This is a genomic window from Kribbella sp. NPDC051936, assembly GCF_040680955.1.
Classification (GTDB): Bacteria; Actinomycetota; Actinomycetes; order Propionibacteriales; family Kribbellaceae; genus Kribbella.
Window position 1 is genome coordinate 140,368 of sequence record NZ_JBFAXS010000008.1, and the last position, 16,773, is coordinate 157,140.

At 69.9% G+C, this 16,773-nt stretch carries 18 protein-coding genes; 3 read left to right on the forward strand and 15 right to left on the reverse strand.

Translation table 11 applies throughout. The features are described from left to right. Positions 1-5: 5 nt before the first annotated feature. Positions 6-1,412 carry a cytochrome ubiquinol oxidase subunit I gene (locus AB0L64_RS28130; RefSeq protein WP_363714776.1) on the reverse strand — a complete coding sequence of 469 codons (1,407 nt, stop codon included), beginning with the start codon at positions 1,410-1,412 and terminating at the stop codon, positions 6-8. Positions 1,413-1,493: 81 nt separating this feature from the next. Between AB0L64_RS28130 and AB0L64_RS28135 the strand changes: the two genes are divergently transcribed. Further along, positions 1,494-1,886 carry a BlaI/MecI/CopY family transcriptional regulator gene (locus AB0L64_RS28135; protein ID WP_363714778.1) on the forward strand — a complete coding sequence of 131 codons (393 nt, stop codon included), beginning with the start codon at positions 1,494-1,496 and terminating at the stop codon, positions 1,884-1,886. Further along, entirely contained in the window at positions 1,883-2,788 is a 906-nt protein-coding gene (locus tag AB0L64_RS28140; protein ID WP_363714780.1) for a M56 family metallopeptidase, read from the forward strand. Before AB0L64_RS28135 ends, AB0L64_RS28140 begins: the two co-directional genes overlap by 4 nt. A gap of 5 nt (positions 2,789-2,793) precedes the next feature. Here AB0L64_RS28140 and AB0L64_RS28145 read toward each other — a convergent pair whose 3' ends face one another. The 5 genes from AB0L64_RS28145 to AB0L64_RS28165 all read right to left on the reverse strand — a co-directional run bounded on the left by AB0L64_RS28145 (position 2,794) and on the right by AB0L64_RS28165 (position 6,399). After that, positions 2,794-3,354, reverse strand: coding sequence for a dihydrofolate reductase family protein (locus AB0L64_RS28145; protein ID WP_359930674.1), 561 nt, complete (start codon positions 3,352-3,354; stop codon positions 2,794-2,796). A 148-nt stretch (positions 3,355-3,502) separates the two neighbouring features. Then, positions 3,503-4,594 carry a beta-eliminating lyase-related protein gene (locus AB0L64_RS28150; protein WP_363714782.1) on the reverse strand — a complete coding sequence of 364 codons (1,092 nt, stop codon included), beginning with the start codon at positions 4,592-4,594 and terminating at the stop codon, positions 3,503-3,505. Between the two features lie 30 nt (positions 4,595-4,624). After that, on the reverse strand, positions 4,625-5,302 hold the full coding sequence (locus tag AB0L64_RS28155) for a zf-HC2 domain-containing protein (RefSeq protein ID WP_363714784.1): 678 nt from the start codon (positions 5,300-5,302) through the stop codon (positions 4,625-4,627). Beyond that, complete coding sequence (locus AB0L64_RS28160) at positions 5,295-5,828, reverse strand: sigma-70 family RNA polymerase sigma factor (protein WP_359930666.1); 534 nt, start codon at positions 5,826-5,828, stop codon at positions 5,295-5,297. The genes AB0L64_RS28155 and AB0L64_RS28160 overlap by 8 nt, the downstream gene beginning before the upstream one ends. A gap of 55 nt (positions 5,829-5,883) precedes the next feature. Continuing rightward, positions 5,884-6,399, reverse strand: a complete 516-nt coding sequence (locus AB0L64_RS28165) for a hypothetical protein (RefSeq protein WP_363714786.1) — start codon at positions 6,397-6,399, stop codon at positions 5,884-5,886. An 88-nt stretch (positions 6,400-6,487) separates the two neighbouring features. On the opposite strand from AB0L64_RS28165, the gene AB0L64_RS28170 reads away from it, so the two are divergent. After that, positions 6,488-6,823 (forward strand): nuclear transport factor 2 family protein, encoded by a 336-nt coding sequence (locus AB0L64_RS28170; protein WP_363714788.1) that lies wholly within the window; start codon positions 6,488-6,490, stop codon positions 6,821-6,823. Between the two features lie 7 nt (positions 6,824-6,830). Here AB0L64_RS28170 and smc read toward each other — a convergent pair whose 3' ends face one another. The 9 genes from smc to recG all read right to left on the reverse strand — a co-directional run bounded on the left by smc (position 6,831) and on the right by recG (position 16,771). After that, positions 6,831-10,394: a chromosome segregation protein SMC gene (gene smc / locus AB0L64_RS28175; protein ID WP_363715534.1), complete on the reverse strand. Its 3,564-nt coding sequence runs from the start codon at positions 10,392-10,394 to the stop codon at positions 6,831-6,833. A 266-nt stretch (positions 10,395-10,660) separates the two neighbouring features. Further along, on the reverse strand, positions 10,661-10,816 hold the full coding sequence (locus AB0L64_RS28180) for a hypothetical protein (RefSeq protein ID WP_238151152.1): 156 nt from the start codon (positions 10,814-10,816) through the stop codon (positions 10,661-10,663). Between the two features lie 188 nt (positions 10,817-11,004). Further along, positions 11,005-11,859 carry a bifunctional DNA-formamidopyrimidine glycosylase/DNA-(apurinic or apyrimidinic site) lyase gene (mutM, locus tag AB0L64_RS28185; protein WP_363714790.1) on the reverse strand — a complete coding sequence of 285 codons (855 nt, stop codon included), beginning with the start codon at positions 11,857-11,859 and terminating at the stop codon, positions 11,005-11,007. Position 11,860: 1 nt separating this feature from the next. Beyond that, entirely contained in the window at positions 11,861-12,589 is a 729-nt protein-coding gene (rnc, locus tag AB0L64_RS28190) for a ribonuclease III (protein ID WP_355699209.1), read from the reverse strand. 14 nt (positions 12,590-12,603) lie between these two features. Continuing rightward, positions 12,604-12,795, reverse strand: coding sequence for a 50S ribosomal protein L32 (gene rpmF / locus AB0L64_RS28195; protein WP_363714792.1), 192 nt, complete (start codon positions 12,793-12,795; stop codon positions 12,604-12,606). Between the two features lie 86 nt (positions 12,796-12,881). Further along, positions 12,882-13,397 carry a DUF177 domain-containing protein gene (locus tag AB0L64_RS28200; RefSeq protein WP_359930652.1) on the reverse strand — a complete coding sequence of 172 codons (516 nt, stop codon included), beginning with the start codon at positions 13,395-13,397 and terminating at the stop codon, positions 12,882-12,884. Between the two features lie 128 nt (positions 13,398-13,525). Beyond that, positions 13,526-13,996 carry a pantetheine-phosphate adenylyltransferase gene (coaD, locus tag AB0L64_RS28205; RefSeq protein ID WP_363714794.1) on the reverse strand — a complete coding sequence of 157 codons (471 nt, stop codon included), beginning with the start codon at positions 13,994-13,996 and terminating at the stop codon, positions 13,526-13,528. Further along, the gene (rsmD, locus tag AB0L64_RS28210; RefSeq protein ID WP_363714796.1) at positions 13,989-14,549 is read right to left on the reverse strand and encodes a 16S rRNA (guanine(966)-N(2))-methyltransferase RsmD; all 561 of its coding nucleotides are present in this window, start codon (positions 14,547-14,549) and stop codon (positions 13,989-13,991) included. Before rsmD ends, coaD begins: the two co-directional genes overlap by 8 nt. Further along, positions 14,546-16,771 (reverse strand): ATP-dependent DNA helicase RecG, encoded by a 2,226-nt coding sequence (gene recG, locus AB0L64_RS28215; RefSeq protein ID WP_363714798.1) that lies wholly within the window; start codon positions 16,769-16,771, stop codon positions 14,546-14,548. Before recG ends, rsmD begins: the two co-directional genes overlap by 4 nt. Positions 16,772-16,773 lie beyond the last annotated feature (2 nt).

Consider the following 16,773-nt stretch of genomic DNA (forward strand, 5'->3'; position numbering starts at 1 on the left):
ACCCCTCAGTACGCGAACGACAGCGGCTTGTCGGGCTGTTCCGGCTCCGGGTCCGGCGGTGGCGCGTCCGACCCGGCCAGGCCGGCCCGGATCGTCCGCAGCAGCAGCTTGGTCTCGACCACCGCGAGTACGCCGTACAGCGCGGTGAACCCGACCAGCGACGTGATCACCTCGCCGCTGGTCGTCCCGGGTGAGACGCCCGACGCGGTCGGCAACAGACCGAACACCAGCCAGGGTTGCCGTCCGGTCTCGGTGAAGATCCAGCCGAAGGTGTTCGCGACCAGCGGCAGCAGCGGCAGCGGGGCCGCGAGCCAGATCAGCCACGGAGCCGGAGCCCGGCCGCGGCGCGTGGTCCACAGCAGCCACAGCGCGACCGCGGCCGACGCCATCCCGACCCCGATCATCAGCCGGAACGTCCAGTACGTCAGCGGGATGTTCGGCTTGTACGACCCCGGCCCGTACAGCTGCTCGTACGCGTCCTGCAGCGAGTTGATCCCCTTCACCTCGCCGTCGAAGTGCCCGGTGGCCAGGAACGACAGCAGGTACGGCACCTTGATCGAGAAGATCTCCTTCGACCCGTCCAGCGTGCCGATCGTGAACGCCGAGAACGAGGCCGGCTTCTCGGTCTCGTACAGCGCCTCGGCCGCGGCCATCTTCATCGGCTGCACCTCGGTCATCACCTTGCCCTGCAGGTCACCGCTGATCGCGACACCCGCACTGGCGACCAGGACGATCGACGCGCCGATCTTCAACGCCGAGCGGAACACCGCCCGATCCGTGTCCGGCCGGCGGAGCAGATGCCACAACGCGACCCCGGCGACGAAGGCGCCGCCGACCATGAACGCGGCGAAAATCGTGTGCGGATAGGTGACCAGCACCACCTTGTTGGTCAGCACCGCCCACAGATCCGTGAGCTCCGCCCTGCCGCGCTCGGGATTCACGCGGAAGCCGACCGGGTTCTGCATCCAGGAGTTCGCCGCGAGGATGAAGTACGCCGACAGTTGCGTGCCGAGCACCACCATCCAGATGCAGCCCAGGTGCACGAGCTTCGGCAACCGGTCCCAGCCGAACATCCACAAGCCGATGAACGTCGACTCGAGGAAGAACGCGAGCAGCCCCTCCAACGCCAGCGGGGCGCCGAACACGTCCCCGACGAACCGCGAGTAGTCGCTCCAGTTCATCCCGAACTGGAACTCCTGCACCAGCCCGGTGACGACTCCCATCGCGATGTTGATCAGGAACAGCTTCCCGTAGAACTTCGTCAGCCGCAGGTACTTCTCCTTCCCGGTCCGGTACCAGGCGGTCTGCAGTCCGGCGGTGATCGCGACCAGCGAGATCGTCACCGGTACGAAGAAGAAGTGGTACACGGTGGTGATCGCGAACTGCCAGCGGGCCAGATCCAGGGTGTCCACAAAGCCCTCCCCGGGGCATCTACGACGTGTCGTAGTAGATGCTAGCGCGGATCTACTACGACGCGTAGTTATACTGGTCACGTGGCGAGTGAGGAGAGAGCACCGCGGCCGCTGGGCGACCTGGAACGGCTGGTCATGGAACGGCTGTGGGCGGCGCCGGAGGCACTGACCGTGCGCGAGGTGCACGAGCAGTTGGCGCGGACCCGTGAGCTCGCCTACACGACCGTGATGACCGTCCTGGACCGGCTGGCGAAGAAGAAGCTGACCGAGCGCGAGCGCGACGGCAAGGCTTGGCGCTACCGCGCCGCCGCACCCCGCGAGGAGATGGCCGCCGACCTGATGCGGGACGCGCTCGACCGTGCGGGCAACCGCCGGGAGGCTCTGGTCCGTTTCGTCGGCCAGGTGTCCGACGAGGAAGCGGCGCTGCTCCGCGAGGCTCTGGCCCAGCTGGACGGCAAGGAGCCGGCCGGGTGACCGCCGCGGTCCTGCTGGCCGTCCTGGCGCTGGTGCTCACCGGCCCGGCACCGGCCCTGCTGGCTCGTTCCGACTGGCCGTACCGGGTCCCGCGCGCCGCGGTGATCCTGTGGCAGGCGATCGCGCTGGCCGCCGTACTGGCTGCGCTCGGTTCCGGTATCGCGCTGTCCTACTCGATCGCCGGCCGGCCTGGTGAGCCGCGGTTCGACCCGTCGTCGCCACGGGACCTGCTGGCCGCGGTGATCCTCGCGATGGTCGCACTCGTCGTCGTGCGACTGCTGTGGGCGATCGGCCGCGTGGCTGTCGGTACGCGGGCCCGACGCAGGCGGCACCGCGATCTGGTCGACGTACTGGCAACGCCTGACGGCCTGATCCCCGGGCTCCGGGTGCTGGCCGAGGAGACACCACTGGCGTACTGCCTGCCGGCGCTGCGGGGCGCCCGGGTCGTCGTCTCGGTCGGCGCGCTGGATCGACTCGACGACAGTGAGCTGAAGGCCGTGCTCGCGCATGAGCAGGCTCATCTGCGAGCGCGTCATGACTTGGTGCTGGAGGAGTTCACCGCCCTGCACCACGCCTTCCCACGCTGGGTGCGTAGTGACGTCGCGCTGGAGCAGGCGCGCACGCTGGTCGAGCTGCTCGCCGACGACGACGCACGCCGCCGCAACGGCCCCCGCCCGCTGGCGCGTGCCCTGGTCGCACTTGCCGGTGCACCAGCTCCGGAGGCAGCCCTGGCCGCAGCCAAGTCCGCCACCGTCCTCAGAGTGCAACGACTCGCCGGACCGCCGGCCAACGAGCCCACGCTCTCCGCCATCACGTACGCCGGCGCAGCCGCACTGCTGGTGGTGCCGACGATCACCGTCGCCGCACCGATCGTGAAGGCGATCGTCGACGCGGTCAGCTAGTCGGGTCAGTTGCCGGGCTGGTACCGCACGAGCACGCCGCCCACGCCCCACGGACGCGCCTCGATCAGCTCCAGCGCCACCGGTGAGCCGCCGCTCGGGAACGCGCTCTTCCCGGCGCCCAGCAGCACCGGACAGATCCGCAGCTGCACCTCGTCGACGAGCCCGGCCCGCAGCAACGACTGGAACAGCGTGATGCTGCCCCAGAGGATGATGTCCTTGCCGGTCTGCTCCGCCTTGAGCGCACGCACCGCGTCCAGGTCCCGGACCACCAGGCCGGGCTCGTAATCGCCCCACGGCGCACTCGCCAGGGTCGTCGAGACCACCACCAGCCGGAGCGCGTTGAGTTTCTCGGCGATCGGCTCGCCGGCCGACGCCTCGGTCGGCCAGAACCCCGCGAACAGCCGGTACGTCTCGGCGCCCAGCAGCATCGTGTCGACGCTGTCGAGCAACTCGAGGTTGTCGGTGTCGGGAGCCGCGCCGATCGCGTCGAAGAACTCCAGCCCGCCGTCCGGCCCGGCGGCGTACCCGTCGAGCGTCACGTACTCCTGGAAGATCAGCCGCCTCATGACCGGAGGCTACCCGAAATGTTTCCCCTCACCGCGTGCCACGGCGAGCAGCACGAGGCCCGACAGAACCAGCAGAACGACCATGGTGACGACGAATGTCAGCACTTCTCTCCCCGAATCCCCACTACCAACACCTTGCCTGACGCGCTCAGCGCACCAGAAGTTCCCGGAACGCCTTGGCGATCTCGCCGACCTGCCAGTCCAGCGTGGCCGGCGTCATCACCAGCTCGACCCACGACCACCCGGGGACGTCGGCCGGCTGCCACGCACCGCACAACGCCTCGCGGGTGCGCTCCATCCGCTCGACGGCCGCCTGCTCGATCGACTCGGCCGGGCGCGGCGCGTAGACGCGGAACGAATTCGTGTGCGGCGGCTCGGGAAAGACGCGGAAACCCTCGCTCTGCAAGGCCATTGCGACCTCGACGGCACGCTGGTACAGGTCGTCCATCAGCGGCAGCACCGTCCGCAGTCCGTGGCGCGCGGAGACGGCGTACGGGAACAGCGAGTAGAGGTTGCCGCCCAGCCGGCGCTGCCACCGCCGTACCTCGGCGATCACGTCCTCGGGGCCGGCGAGCGCTGCTCCGCTGATACCGCCCAGCACCTTGTAGAACGACACGTACACCGTCGACGCCAGCGCGGCGATGTCAGCGAGGCTGTGCTCGAGGTACGGCGCGCTCTCCCACAACCGTGCGCCGTCCAGGTGCAGCGGTACGCCGCGCTCCGCACAGGACTCGGAGAAGACGACCAGCTCGTCCCAGGTCGGCAGCACGAACCCGGCGTCCCGTAGCGGCAGCTCCAGCGTGACCGCGGCCAGCTTGCCCGGAATCGCGGCCAGCTCGTCCGGCCGCGGCTGACGTGGCTCCGACGTCAGCCGCTCGATGCGCAGGTGGTGCACCTCTTCCAGCGCGTTCAGTTCATGGACGAGCAAGTGGGCGAGTCCGTGCACCGCGACCCGGCTGCTGCCCGCACGGTCGGCGTACACGCGCAGGACGCTCTGCTGGGCCATGATGCCGGTCGGCATGAACACGGCGGCCGGCTTGCCCAGCAGGTCCGCAACCTCTCGCTCCAGCGCGGCGACCTCACCGCCGTTGCCGTAGCCATCGACCTCGTCGTCTGTGGCGACCTCAGCGAGCTGCCGCAACCGGTCCGGTGCCGGCACGCGCCGATGCGACAGCCAGCGCTCACAGCTGTCCGCTGCGTTCTTACGGCGCTCTCGCAGGTCCTCGGAGGTAGTAGCCACAGCTCCATCCTCTCGTGTCCCGCAACCGGGTTAGATGGTGGCTGTGATCAGGTGCCTTCCTTGCACCGTCCTGATCTCGACCGAGCGCACCTGGTCCGGTGGAACCAGCACACCGCCGCCGAACGTACTCCCGCTCTTCGCGGCCTTCGCCGAAACCAGCCAGCTACCCGCGATCCAGGCCTCACCGTCCTTGTCGGTGACGACCATCTCGCACTCGTCACCGGCTTGCAGGCCAGTCACCTCTACCCGCACCCAGCTCCAGCCCGCGCGGGGCTCCACCGTGGCGGCCATGGTCGCGCCGGTGTTGGTGTCCGAGGTCGTGACCTGCCTGGATCCCGCAACAGGCTGATCGCCGCCCGGTGCGGTCGACCGGCCGAGGACGACGCCTCCGCCGAGCGCACCGGCCACCACGACCGCGACCGCCGCGATCAGCAACCAGCGGGAACGACGCTTCGGCGGCGCCTGCACCTGAGGCTCCCGGACCTCCCGCAGCGTGCGCTGCAGCAGCAGGTCGCCGTCCTCGGGCGGTCCGTCCAGGAACGCCTCCGGCGGCACCTCGCCGAGGAAGTCCTTCACCTCGGTCAGTTCGGCCAGCTCCGCGCGGCACTCCGCACAGGTGACCAGGTGCTCGTCGACGGCCTCGGCCTCGGCCGCATCCAGCGCGCCGAGGGCGTAGGCGCCCAGCTGCGTACGGTCGTGCTCACTCATGGGACACCTCCGCTGCTTTCCCTGCCATCACCGCGCGCAGAGCTCGGAGGGCGTAGTACGAACGCGATTTCACCGTACCCGGCGGAATCCCCAGTTCCTTGGCGGCCTCGGCGACGGACCGGCCGCGGTAGTACAGCTGGACGAGTACGTCGCGGTGCTCGGGCGACAGCGTGTCCAGCGCGTCCATCACCACCATGGTGTTCACGACGGACTCGGAATGGTCCCCCTCGACCGGCGGCCGGTCCAGGACGTCCGCCACCTCGGCAGGCCGCACCGCACGCGCCCGGGCCCGGTCGGTGACCAGGTTGCGCGCGACAGTCAGCAGCCAGCCCCGCACCGACCCTCTGCCGCCGGTCAGGTCGTCCGCGTGCTTCCAAGCCCGCAGCAGCGTCTCCTGCACGACGTCCTCGGCCGCGGCGCGGTCTCCGGTGAGGCGGGTCGCGTACGCGAGCAGGCTGCGGCCGTGCTCGGCGTACAGCATGCGGATCAGCGTCTCGGCGTCGTGCGGCGCTGGGTTGTCACCCACCGACCGCACGATACCGGGATCGGTCGGCGCCCACACCACAACGACACCAGTCGGATCAGTAACCGTAGCCATTGCCGGAAGCGCCCGGCTTGGTGGTGATCTTCTGGCCGTCCGCGCCGACCACCCACCAGACACCGCCGACAGCTTGCCCCTTGGCCTCACCGGGCTGGCTGTCGCTGGCGAACAGGTAGAGCGGCATGCCCTTGATGGCCAGCTGCTTGGTGCCGTCGGAGCGGGTCACCGTGCTGACCAGCGACGCGTCGATGCCGTCGAGCTGCGGCGTCCCCGCACCGGCCGCGACCGCCGGCCACTTCGCGAGGCAGTCGCCCGAGCAGTTCGACGTACCGGAGGTGTCCTTGTCGAACACGTACACCGTCCGCCCCTTGCCGTCGACAACGATCTTGCCGTAGTCGCCGACCTCCGCGACGGTCAGCTTCACCGCGGCCGGCGCCGCGGACGCGGCGGGCGCCGAGCCCGAACCCGAGCCGTACCCCGAGTCGTTACCTCCACAGGCCGTCAGCCCGGCCAGTCCGAGCACGGACGCAGCGATCACACTGCCCAGTCGCTTCATCGGAATCCTCCTCGGTCGCCCGATCCGTCACCCGCCATACGTGCGGATCCCGCAACCGGTTCAACCGCGAGGGTTTATCGTCACCGGCATGAGCCCAGACAAGCCCGCAGAGATCCCCGCAGCCGTCCGGCGCGCGCTCGACGCGATCGACGCCCTGGACAACGACGCGTTCGTGGCAGCGTTCGCCGAGGACGGCTACGTCGACGACTGGGGCCGCGAGTTCCGCGGCCACGACCGCATCCGCTCCTGGAGCGACAACGAACTGATCGGCAAACGCGCCACCTTCACCGACACCCAGGTCACCACCCCGGGCAACCCCCTCACCATCCTCACCCAGGTCGGCGGCGACGGCTTCAACGGCCCGTCCCACTTCACCTTCACCATCGACGGCGACCACCTCGCCTCGATGACGATCACGGCCTAGACAGGGCCTAGACGGGTTCGGGTTCGCGGATTCGCTGGGAGATGACCGCGGAGACGCCGTCGCCGCGCATGGTGACGCCGTACAGGGCGTCGGCGACCTCCATGGTGCGCTTCTGGTGGGTGATGACCAGGAGCTGGCTGTTCTCGCGGAGTTCCTCGTAGATCTCCAGGAGGCGGCCGAGGTTGGTGTCGTCCAGGGCGGCCTCGACCTCGTCGAGGATGTAGAACGGCGACGGGCGCGCCTTGAACAGGGCGACCAGGAACGCGACCGCGACCAGCGACCGCTCGCCGCCGGACAGCAGCGACAGCCGCTTGACCTTCTTGCCCGGCGGGCGGGCCTCGACGTCGATGCCGGTGGCGAGCATGTCGTCGGGGTCGGTCAGCACGAGCCGGCCCTCACCGCCCGGGAACAGCCGGCTGAAGACGTGCTCGAACGCCGCCTCGACGTCCCGGTAGGCCTCGGTGAAGACCTGCTCGACCCGCTCGTCGACCTCCTTGACGATGTCCATCAGGTCCCGCCGGGACTTCTTCAGGTCCTCGAGCTGCTCGGAGAGGAACCGGTGCCGCTCCTCCATCGCCTCGAACTCCTCGAGCGCGAGCGGGTTGATCTTGCCGAGCTGGTTCAGCGCCCGCTCGGCCTGCTTGAGCCGCTTCTCGACCTTGGTCCGGTCGAACGGCTCCCCCTCCAGCTCGAGCGTCTCTTCTTCGCCGGCCTTGGGCAGCGGCGGCACCAGCTGGTCCGGCCCGTACTCCGCGACCAGCGCGTCCACCTCGATGCCGAGCTCGCCGAGCGCCTTCTCGTACAGCGCCTCGAGCCGCATCTTCTGCTCGGCCCGCGCGAGCGCGTCGCGGTGCACGGTGTTGGTCAGCTGCTCCAGCTCGGAGCTCAGGTTCCGGGTCGCGGACCGCGCCTGCGCGAGAGCCTGCTCCCGGTCGGAGCGCTGCGCCTGGATCGTAGCCCGCTCGGACGCGGCCAGCTGCAGCGACTGCTCCAGCCGCGCCAGCACGTGACCGGCCGCCAGGTGTACGGCCTGCGCCGCCTCCGCCTGCCGGGCCCGCCGCGCCGCGCGGGCGATCGCCCGGGCGCGTGCCTCGCGCTCCTGCCGGGCCGCACGCTCCAGCGAGTCCGCACGCCCGGACAGCGCCCGGGCCCGCTCCTCAGTGGTCCGCAGCGCCAGCCGCGCCTCCATCTCGGCCGCGCGCCCCGCTTTGGCCTCCTCGGCCAGCCGGTCGCGCTGCGACGTGTCGGGCTCGTCGCCCTCCTCGTCGAACGCCTCGGCGTCCATCAGCCGCTCTTCGAGCTCGGCCAGGCCGGACAGGTTCTTGTCGCGCTCCTCCTCAGCCGCGGCGATCGCCTCGGCCATCCGCTGTGCCTCGCCGCGGGACGCCTTCGCCAGCGACCCGAAGTGCGCCAGTTGCTCGGCCACCGCGGCCATCGCCGCGTCCGACTCGTGCAGCCGGGCCAGCGTGATCTCGACGGACTCCTTCTGCCGGGCCCGCTCGTCCTCCAATGCCTGCAGCTCGAACCGCAGCCGCTCGCTGCGCGCCGTCGCCTCGGTCAGCTTCTCCGCCGCCTCGTCGACCGCGGACTGCACCTCGATCAGGCTGGGCGCCGCGTCCGAACCGCCGTACGCGAAGTGCGCGCCGAGGACGTCGCCCGCACGCGTCGTACAGGTGACGTCGGGCAGGTTCCGGACCAGGGACCGGGCCGCGTTCACGTCGTCTACGACCGCGACCTTGCGCAGCAGCCGCCGCAGCGCGGGCCGCAGCGTCTCCGGGCAGTCGACGACGTCCACGGCGTACGACGCGCCGTACGGCAGCGCCGGCCACAGCGCGTAGTCGTCGGTCGGGGCGTCACCGAGGAGCAGTCCGGCGCGGCCGAGGTCGTGCTCCTTGAGGTGCCCGACGGCGTGCAGCGCCGCGTCGGTGTGGGTGACGGCGACCGCGTCCGCGGCCTCGCCGAGCGCCGCCGCGATCGCGGTCTCGTACCCCGACCGGACGCTCAGCAGCGCGGCCACCGACCCCATCAGGCCGTTCACCTGCTCGGAGGCGGCCAGCAGCGCGCCGGCCCCGTCCTTGCGGTTCAGGCCGAGCTCGAGGGCTTCCTTCCGCGCCGCCAGACCGGTGCGCTCACGCTCGGCGTCGCGCTCCTCGGCCCGCACCTTGGCCAGCCGCTCGTCCATCTCGTCGAGAACGGCCTGGGCGGCCTCGAACTGGTCGTCGAGGCCCTTCTCGCCGGCGTCCAGCCCGGCGACCTGGGTCTCCAGCGCGGTGAAGTCGTGCTGGGCCTTCGCGGCCCGGGCCTCGGCCTCACGCATGTTGGTGGCCAGCCGGCCGATCTCGGACTCGGCGGCGGCCGCGCGGCTCTTCAGCGCGTTCACCTGACCGGTCAGCCGGGCCAGGCCCTCGCGGCGGTCGGCGGCGGCCCGGATCAGCGCCGAGATCCGGCGCTCCTCCTCGGCCTCCTGGGCCTCCAACTGCTGGCGGCGCTCGACGGACTCGGCGAGCAGCTCGGAGTGCGCCTCGACCTCGGCCTCGATCTGGGCCTCGGTCTCGCGGACCCGGGCGGCTTCCAGTTCGAGCTCTTCGGGGTCACGTCCCGAGCGCGGCCCGTCCTCGGCCTCGTCGTTCAGTGAGCGGATCCGGTCCGCCGCGATCCGCGCCGTACCCTTGATCTTCTCGCTGAAGCCGGACAGCTGGTACCAGGTGTCCTGGGCGGCCTGCAGCGCCGGCGCGTCCTCGCGGAGCGCGTCCTCGAGCTCCGCCTCCAACTCCCGGGCCTCGCGCAGCTTCGCCTCGGTCTCGGTACGGCGCTCCGTCAGGCGGGCCTCGTCCCGCAGCTCGGCCTCGAGCGCGGACTGAGCCTGGACGATGTCGTCGGCGAGCAGCCGGGCGCGGCCGTCGCGGACTTCGGCCTGGATCGTCACCGCGCGGCGCGCCACCTCCGCCTGGCGCCCGAGCGGCTTGAGCTGCCGGCGGATCTCGGTGATCAGGTCCCCGAGCCGGTGCAGGTTGCCCTCGGTGGCCTCCAGCTTCCGGATCGCCTTTTCCTTGCGCTTGCGGTGCTTCAGGACACCGGCGGCCTCCTCGACGAACCCGCGGCGGCCTTCCGGCGTGGCGCGCAGGATCGAGTCCAGCTGGCCCTGGCCGACGATGACGTGCATCTCGCGGCCGATACCGGAGTCGCTGAGCAGTTCCTGGACGTCGAGCAGGCGGCAGTTCTGGCCGTTGATCTGGTAGTCGGACCCGCCGTTGCGAAACATCGTCCGGCTGATCGTCACCTCGGCGTACTCGATCGGCAGCGCGCCGTCGGTGTTGTCGATGGTGAGCACCACCTCGGCGCGGCCGAGCGGGGCGCGGCCGGAGGTGCCGGCGAAGATGACGTCCTCCATCTTGCCGCCGCGCAGCGACTTGGCGCCCTGCTCCCCCATCACCCAGGCCAGTGCGTCGACGACGTTGGACTTTCCGGAACCGTTCGGTCCGACGATGCAGGTGATGCCTGGTTCGAAGTTCATCGTCGTCGCGGACGCGAACGACTTGAAGCCCCGGAGCGTCATGCTCTTCAGGTACAAGGCGAAGGTCTCCAACCCGTGAAAGGACAGACGGTACCGAAGGAACCGCCGTAGCTGTTCGTCACGCTGCCGCTACCCGGGGGAAGTTGTTCCGCTTCGCAGTCTACAAAGAGATCTGCGGAATCCGGCGGAGGCCAGGCCGGTGGGAGACGGCCGGCGGAAGATCTGGGAGCACAACATTCGGTGAACACACAACCGGCGGAGGCCCGGACGGGGGCCACCGCCGTACAGAGTGTAGTGACGGTAAAGAAAGTACCTCTGCCGCGTCAGACCGAGGCGGGAGTGCGCAGCGCCTCGTCGACGGTGAGCAGCCGACCCTCGTGGATCTGGGCCACCAGGTGGTCGTTCTCTGCCTGCAGACGCATCACGTGCGCCTCCAGATCTGCGACACGCCGGTTGAGCAGACGAACCTGCTCGAGCATGCGCGGGTCAGTGCCTCCAAGATGCCCTAGAAGAGCCTTGGCCATTGTGCTGTCCTCCGGAAGGGTTCTGGCCGATGCGCTCCAGGTCGAGGTTCAAGACGGAGCGCTGAAAAGTTGTGCCGTCTTTCAGGGTGACACCGCCGACGCCGACCGGTCAACCTGGGCCACGTTTATTAACGATACCTCGCTCACCAGCGAACATGGCGCGGGACGGGCTGACATTTCGGGCACCGGTACGAGGAACGGTTCATGAACGGCTCGCGACGGATCGGCCGGCCGTCCCGCGGGCACGGCGATCCCTCCTGCCCGTAGACGTTGAGGCCGCGCTCGAAGTATCCGGACTCCCCGTTCACGTTGACGTACAGCGCGTCGAAGCTGGTGCCACCAACGGTCAGTGCCTCGGCCATCACCGCATGCGCCTGGTCGAGAATCCCCTTTGCCTGCGAGGGTTTGAGCGTTTCGGTGGCCCGCGCGTAATGCAGCTTGGCGCGCCACAACGCCTCGTCGGCGTAGATGTTGCCGATCCCGCTGACCGCGGTCTGGTCGAGCAGCGCACGTTTCAGCCCGGTACGCCGCCGGCGGATCTTGGCGGCCGCCGCGTCCGGATCGAACAGAGGATCGAACGGGTCGCGGGCGATATGGGCGATCTCGGCGGGCAGCTCGGCGCCGCCCTCGGAGTAGGACAGACCACCGAACATCCGCTGGTCCACAAAACGGACCTCTCCGCCGCCGTCGGCGAACCGGAACCGGACCCGCAGATGGGGTTCGTCGGGCGCGCCGACCGGCTGGACCCGGAACTGCCCGCTCATTCCGAGATGGGTGAGTACCGCATCACCGGAGGTCAACGGCAGCCACAGGTACTTGCCGCGGCGGGCGGGTTCGGCGAACACCTGACCCTTGAGCCGGGACACGAAATCCTCCGGCCCGGCGGCGTGCCGCCGTACCGGGCGCGGGTGCAGCACCTCGACGGACTCGATGGTCCGGCCGGTGGTGAACTCGGCCAGACCCCGCCGTACGACTTCTACTTCCGGGAGCTCGGGCAACTCAGGACTGCGAGGGGTCCACGCTGTCGGGATGCGCGGCGCGCAGGGCCTTCCAGGCGGTCTCGGCGGCCTGCTGCTCGGCTTCCTTCTTACTCCGGCCGATGCCGTGACCGTACGTGTCGGAGCCGATCCGGACCCGGGCCTCGAACGTCTTCGCGTGGTCCGGTCCGGACTCCGAGATCACGTACTCCGGCACGCCGACGCCGAGCTGGGCGACCAGCTCCTGCAGCGAGGTCTTCCAGTCCAGGCCCGCGCCGAGCCGGGCCGACGACTCCATCAGGTCGTCGAACAGCCGGTGCACCACCCCGCCCGCGACCTCGAAGCCGCGGTCCAGGTAGACGGCGCCGATCAGCGCCTCGACGCAGTCGGCGAGGATCGACGACTTGTCCCGGCCGCCGGTGGCCTCTTCCCCGCGGCCGAGCCGCAAGTACTTGCCCAGCTTGAGCTCGCGGGCGACACCCGCGAGCGCACGCATGTTCACCACCGCGGCCCTGAGCTTGGCCAGGCGGCCTTCGCTCAGGTCCGGGTGGTTCCGGAACAGCGACTCCGTGACGATGACGCCGAGCACGGAGTCCCCCAGGAACTCCAGCCGCTCGTTCGTCGGCAGACCACCGTTCTCGTACGCGTACGAGCGGTGGGTGAAGGCGTGCTCCAGCAGTTCGTCAGCCAGCGATACGCCGAGCCGCTGGTTCAGCTCGGCGTAGAGCCCCGTTTCGTTGGCAGAGTTCACTGGGTTGGTGCCGTTTAGCTCTCGACGACCTGGCGACGCTCGCCCTTGGCGCCGTACTGGCCGCAGTTCGGGCAGACGGTGTGCGGCAGGTGCTTCGCGCGGCAGGCGGGGTTCACGCAGGTCACGAGCGTCGGGGCGCTGCTCTTCCACTGCGCCCGGCGGCTGCGGGTGTTGCTGCGCGACATCTTCCGCTTCGGAACGGCCACGGTTATGACTCCTCGGTTCGGCCGGAGGCCTTGGTGGACCCGGCCGGCTCAGTCTGACGTTTTCGGTACTGCTGGTGGAGCTGTCTTCAGTTGTCCTGCTCTTTGTCGTCGAGCAGTCCGCCGAGGGCGGCCCAGCGCGGGTCACTCCGTTCCTCGTGTTTGTGGCCGGGCTCGTCCGCCAGGCGAACCCCGCAGTCGGGGCACAGACCCGGACAGTCGTCCGTACACAACGGCTGGAACGGCAGTGCGAGCACCACCTGGTCCCTCAGCACCGGCTCGAGGTCGATCAGATCGCCCTCCATCCGGCTGGCCTCGTCCGGCTCGGCGTCGCTCTCCGGATAGACGTACAGCTCCTGGACGTCAGCGAGGAACTCGTCCTCGATATCGACCAGGCACCGCGCGCACTCCCCGACCAGGCGGCCGCGGGCCGTTCCGGTGACGAGCACCCCTTCGACCACCGATTCCAGCCGTAGATCGAACTGGATCGGATCGCCTTCGGGGACGCCGATCACGTCGATTCCGAGATCTGCCGGCGCCGGCGCCGTGAAGGTGACTTCGCGTTGGGACCCGGCGCGGCGTGTCAGCTCGTGCGTGTCGATCACGAGAGGGGACCGCGGGTCCAAGACGCTCAGAGCAAACCTTTCAGGCGTGGGCAGGCATGAACTCGGTCTCGTCGAGACCGGTTGTCAAGACTACCAACTCCGCGGCTTCGCGCCCAATCCGGGGGAGGCTAGAGCGTGTCCAGTAACCGAGCGTGAACGGCCGGTGTCACGAACGTGCTGACGTCGCCGCCGAGGCGGGCGATCTCCTTCACCCAGCTCGAGGAGATGAAAGCGTTCTCCGGCGCGGTCGGCAGGAAGAACGTGTCGACTCCGGTCATCCGCCGGTTCAGCTGCGCCATCTGCAACTCGTAGTCGTAGTCGGCTGCCGAGCGCAGGCCCTTCACGATCACGCCGGCGCCCTCGGCCCGGCAGTAGTCGACCAGCAGTCCCTCGAAGCCGCCGACGCGGACGTTCGGGAACGGGGCGACGAGTTCGGTGAGCATCTCGATCCGCTCCTGCGGGCCGAACAAGCGGTTCTTCGACTGGTTCACGCCGGTCGCGACGATCAGCTCGTCGAAGGCGGCCGCCGCCCGGGTGACGATGTCGAGATGCCCGACCGTGGGCGGGTCGAAGGTCCCTGGAAAGACCGCCTTACTCATGGCGGTGACCGTACCAAAGCCGGGCCTCGCCGTACTTGCGGTCGCGCAGCGCGGCGAATCCCTCCGGCCAGTCCCACGGCTCGCGTTTCCCGCGCTCGACGACCACGACCGCGTCGCCGGCGAGCCAGCCGTTCGCGGCCAGGCCGGTCAGGACGTCCTGCAGCTCCACGGTCTCGAGCTTGTACGGCGGGTCCGCGAACACCAGGTCGAACACCGCCGGCGGCTCACCGGCCGTCACCTTCTCCACGGGCCGGGTCAGCAGCGTCGCACCGGGCAGGCCGACCACCTTGATGTTGGCGGCGATCACGTCGGCGGCCCGCCGGTCCGACTCGACCAGCACGGCCGTCGCGGCCCCTCGGGACAGCGCCTCCAGCCCGATCGCGCCCGATCCGGCGTACAGGTCGAGCACGGCGAGCCCGTGGAAGCTGCCGAACTCCGACTCCAGCGACGAGAACAGCGCCTCCCGGACCCGGTCCGCGGTCGGCCGCGTCCCGCTCCCGGGCGGTACGCCGATCCGCCGCCCGCCCGCCGCCCCGCCGACGATGCGCGTCACGTTTTCTCCAGGTATTCGGTGGTCTCGGACTCCAGCGCGCTGCGGACGACGGACCGTAGCGCCGGGTACCCGGCCAGCTCGGCGTCGACCGAGACGATGGAGTTCGCCACGTGCCGGGCCGCGAGGATGATGTCCTCGTCGCGGAGCACGCTGAGCAGCTTCAGGCTCGAACGGCGGCCGGACTGCGCGACCCCGAGGACGTCGCCCTCGCGGCGGGTCTCCAGGTCGATCCTCGACAGCTCGAACCCGTCGGTCGTCGACGCGACCGCGTCCAGCCGCCCGTACGACTTGGAGCCCGCCCACAGGTCGGTGACCAGCAGGCACAGCCCGGGCACCTTGCCGCGGCCGACCCGGCCGCGTAGCTGGTGCAGCTGCGAGATGCCGAACCGGTCGGCGTCCATGATCACCATCGTCGAGGCGTTCGGGACGTCGACCCCGACCTCGATCACCGTGGTCGCGATCAGGACGTCGATCTCACCGGCCGCGAACCGGGACATGACGGCGTCCTTCTCGTCGGCCGGGAGCCGCCCGTGCAGGATCTCGACGCGCAGGTCGTGCAGGATCTCGGCGAGCGCCTCGGACACCTGCAGTACCGAGATCGGCGGCCGGGCCTGCTTCTTGCCTTCTTCGTCGTCGGCGACCAGCTCGCCTTCCTCGTCGGTCGCGTTCTTCACGTCGTCCCCGATCCGCGGGCACACGACGTACGCCTGGTGGCCCTTCGCGACCTCCTCGCGGACCCGCGCCCAGGCCCGCTGGAGCCAGTCGGGCCGCTCCTTGGCCGGGACCACCGACGACTGGATCGGAGACCGGCCGGCCGGGAGCTGGGTGAGGGTGGAGACCGCGAGGTCGCCGAACACGGTCATCGCGACCGTCCGCGGGATCGGCGTCGCGGTCATCACCAGCACGTGCGGGGTGTTGTCGCCGGACTTCGCGCTCAGCGCGGCCCGCTGCTCGACGCCGAACCGGTGCTGCTCGTCGACCACGACGAGCCCGAGATCGGCGAACTGGACCTTGTCCTCCAGCAGCGCGTGCGTGCCGACGACGATCCCGGCCGCGCCGCCGGCCGCGTCGAGCATCGCCGTACGGCGGCCCGCGGCGTTCAGCGAGCCGGTCAGGAGGCCGACCTTGGTGGCGTTCTCCGCGCCGCCGAGCATGCCCTGCTCGGCCAGGTCGCCGAGCATCTTGGTGAGCGTCTTGTGGTGCTGGACGGCGAGCACCTCGGTCGGCGCGAGCAGGACGGCCTGGCCGCCGTTGTCGACCACGGACAGCATCGCCCGCAGCGCGACGACGGTCTTGCCGGAGCCGACCTCGCCCTGCAGCAGGCGGTGCATCGGGTGCGGCCGGGCGAGGTCGGCGAAGATCTCCTCCCCCACCTCGGCCTGACCCTCGGTCAGCGCGAACGGCAGCCGCTGGTCGAACTCGTCCAGCAAGCGGCCCGTCACGCGCGGCCGCGGTACGGCGTTCAGCGCGTCGGTCACCGCGCGGCGCTGGGCGAGGATCGTCTGCATCACCAGCGCTTCCTCGAACCGGAACCGCCGCTGCGCGTCGTCGATGTCCTTCTCGGCGTCCGGCAGATGCACCTTCTGCAGGGCCTCGCGGAGCCCCATCAGCTTCTCGTTGCGCAGGATCAGGTCCGGGATCGGGTCCTCGACGCGGTCGTCGAGACTGTCCAGGACGATCTTGACCGACCGCTCGATCGTTGCGGTCGGCAACTTCGCGGTGGCCGGGTAGAGCGGGCGGAACGGGCGGGCCCGGCGCTCGATCTCGGCCTCGGTGAGGTCTTCCTCGTCGAGCACCTCGGTGCCCGGGTTCTTCAGCTGCATGGTGGTGCGGAACATCGTCACCTCGCCCCAGAACAGGGCGGCGGTGCCCGGCTTCAGCTTCTCCAGCAGCCAGGGCTGGTTGAAGAACGCCAGCTCGATGTCGTTGCGGCCGTCGGTGACCACGACCTTGGTGATCGTCCGCTTCTTGCGGAACTTGTAGGCATCCTCGGCCTTGATCTCGAGCTTGGTGTCCAGCGTCCGGGCGGTGACCTTCTTGACCCGGCCGTTGACGGTGGCCTGGTCGCCGACCTCCAGCTCGTCGAACGGGGTCAGCTCGCCCTTCTTCAGGTACCGCCTCGGGTAATGCCGCAGCAGTTCGCCGACGGTCTCGATCTCGAGCACGTCCGCGAACGTCTTCGCCGTCTTCGCCCCGAGGAAGTCCCGGAGCTTGCGGTCCATAT

Coding starts and splice junctions, on each gene's coding strand:
- AB0L64_RS28145 (WP_359930674.1), bottom strand. CDS start 3,354: ATGAGGCGGCTGATCTTCCAGGAGTACGTGACGCTCGACGGGTACGCC.
- AB0L64_RS28155 (WP_363714784.1), bottom strand. CDS start 5,302: ATGAGTGAGCACGACCGTACGCAGCTGGGCGCCTACGCCCTCGGCGCG.
- AB0L64_RS28165 (WP_363714786.1), bottom strand. CDS start 6,399: ATGAAGCGACTGGGCAGTGTGATCGCTGCGTCCGTGCTCGGACTGGCC.
- AB0L64_RS28170 (WP_363714788.1), top strand. CDS start 6,488: ATGAGCCCAGACAAGCCCGCAGAGATCCCCGCAGCCGTCCGGCGCGCG.
- AB0L64_RS28180 (WP_238151152.1), bottom strand. CDS start 10,816: ATGCTCGAGCAGGTTCGTCTGCTCAACCGGCGTGTCGCAGATCTGGAG.
- coaD (WP_363714794.1), bottom strand. CDS start 13,996: ATGAGTAAGGCGGTCTTTCCAGGGACCTTCGACCCGCCCACGGTCGGG.
- recG (WP_363714798.1), bottom strand. CDS start 16,771: ATGGACCGCAAGCTCCGGGACTTCCTCGGGGCGAAGACGGCGAAGACG.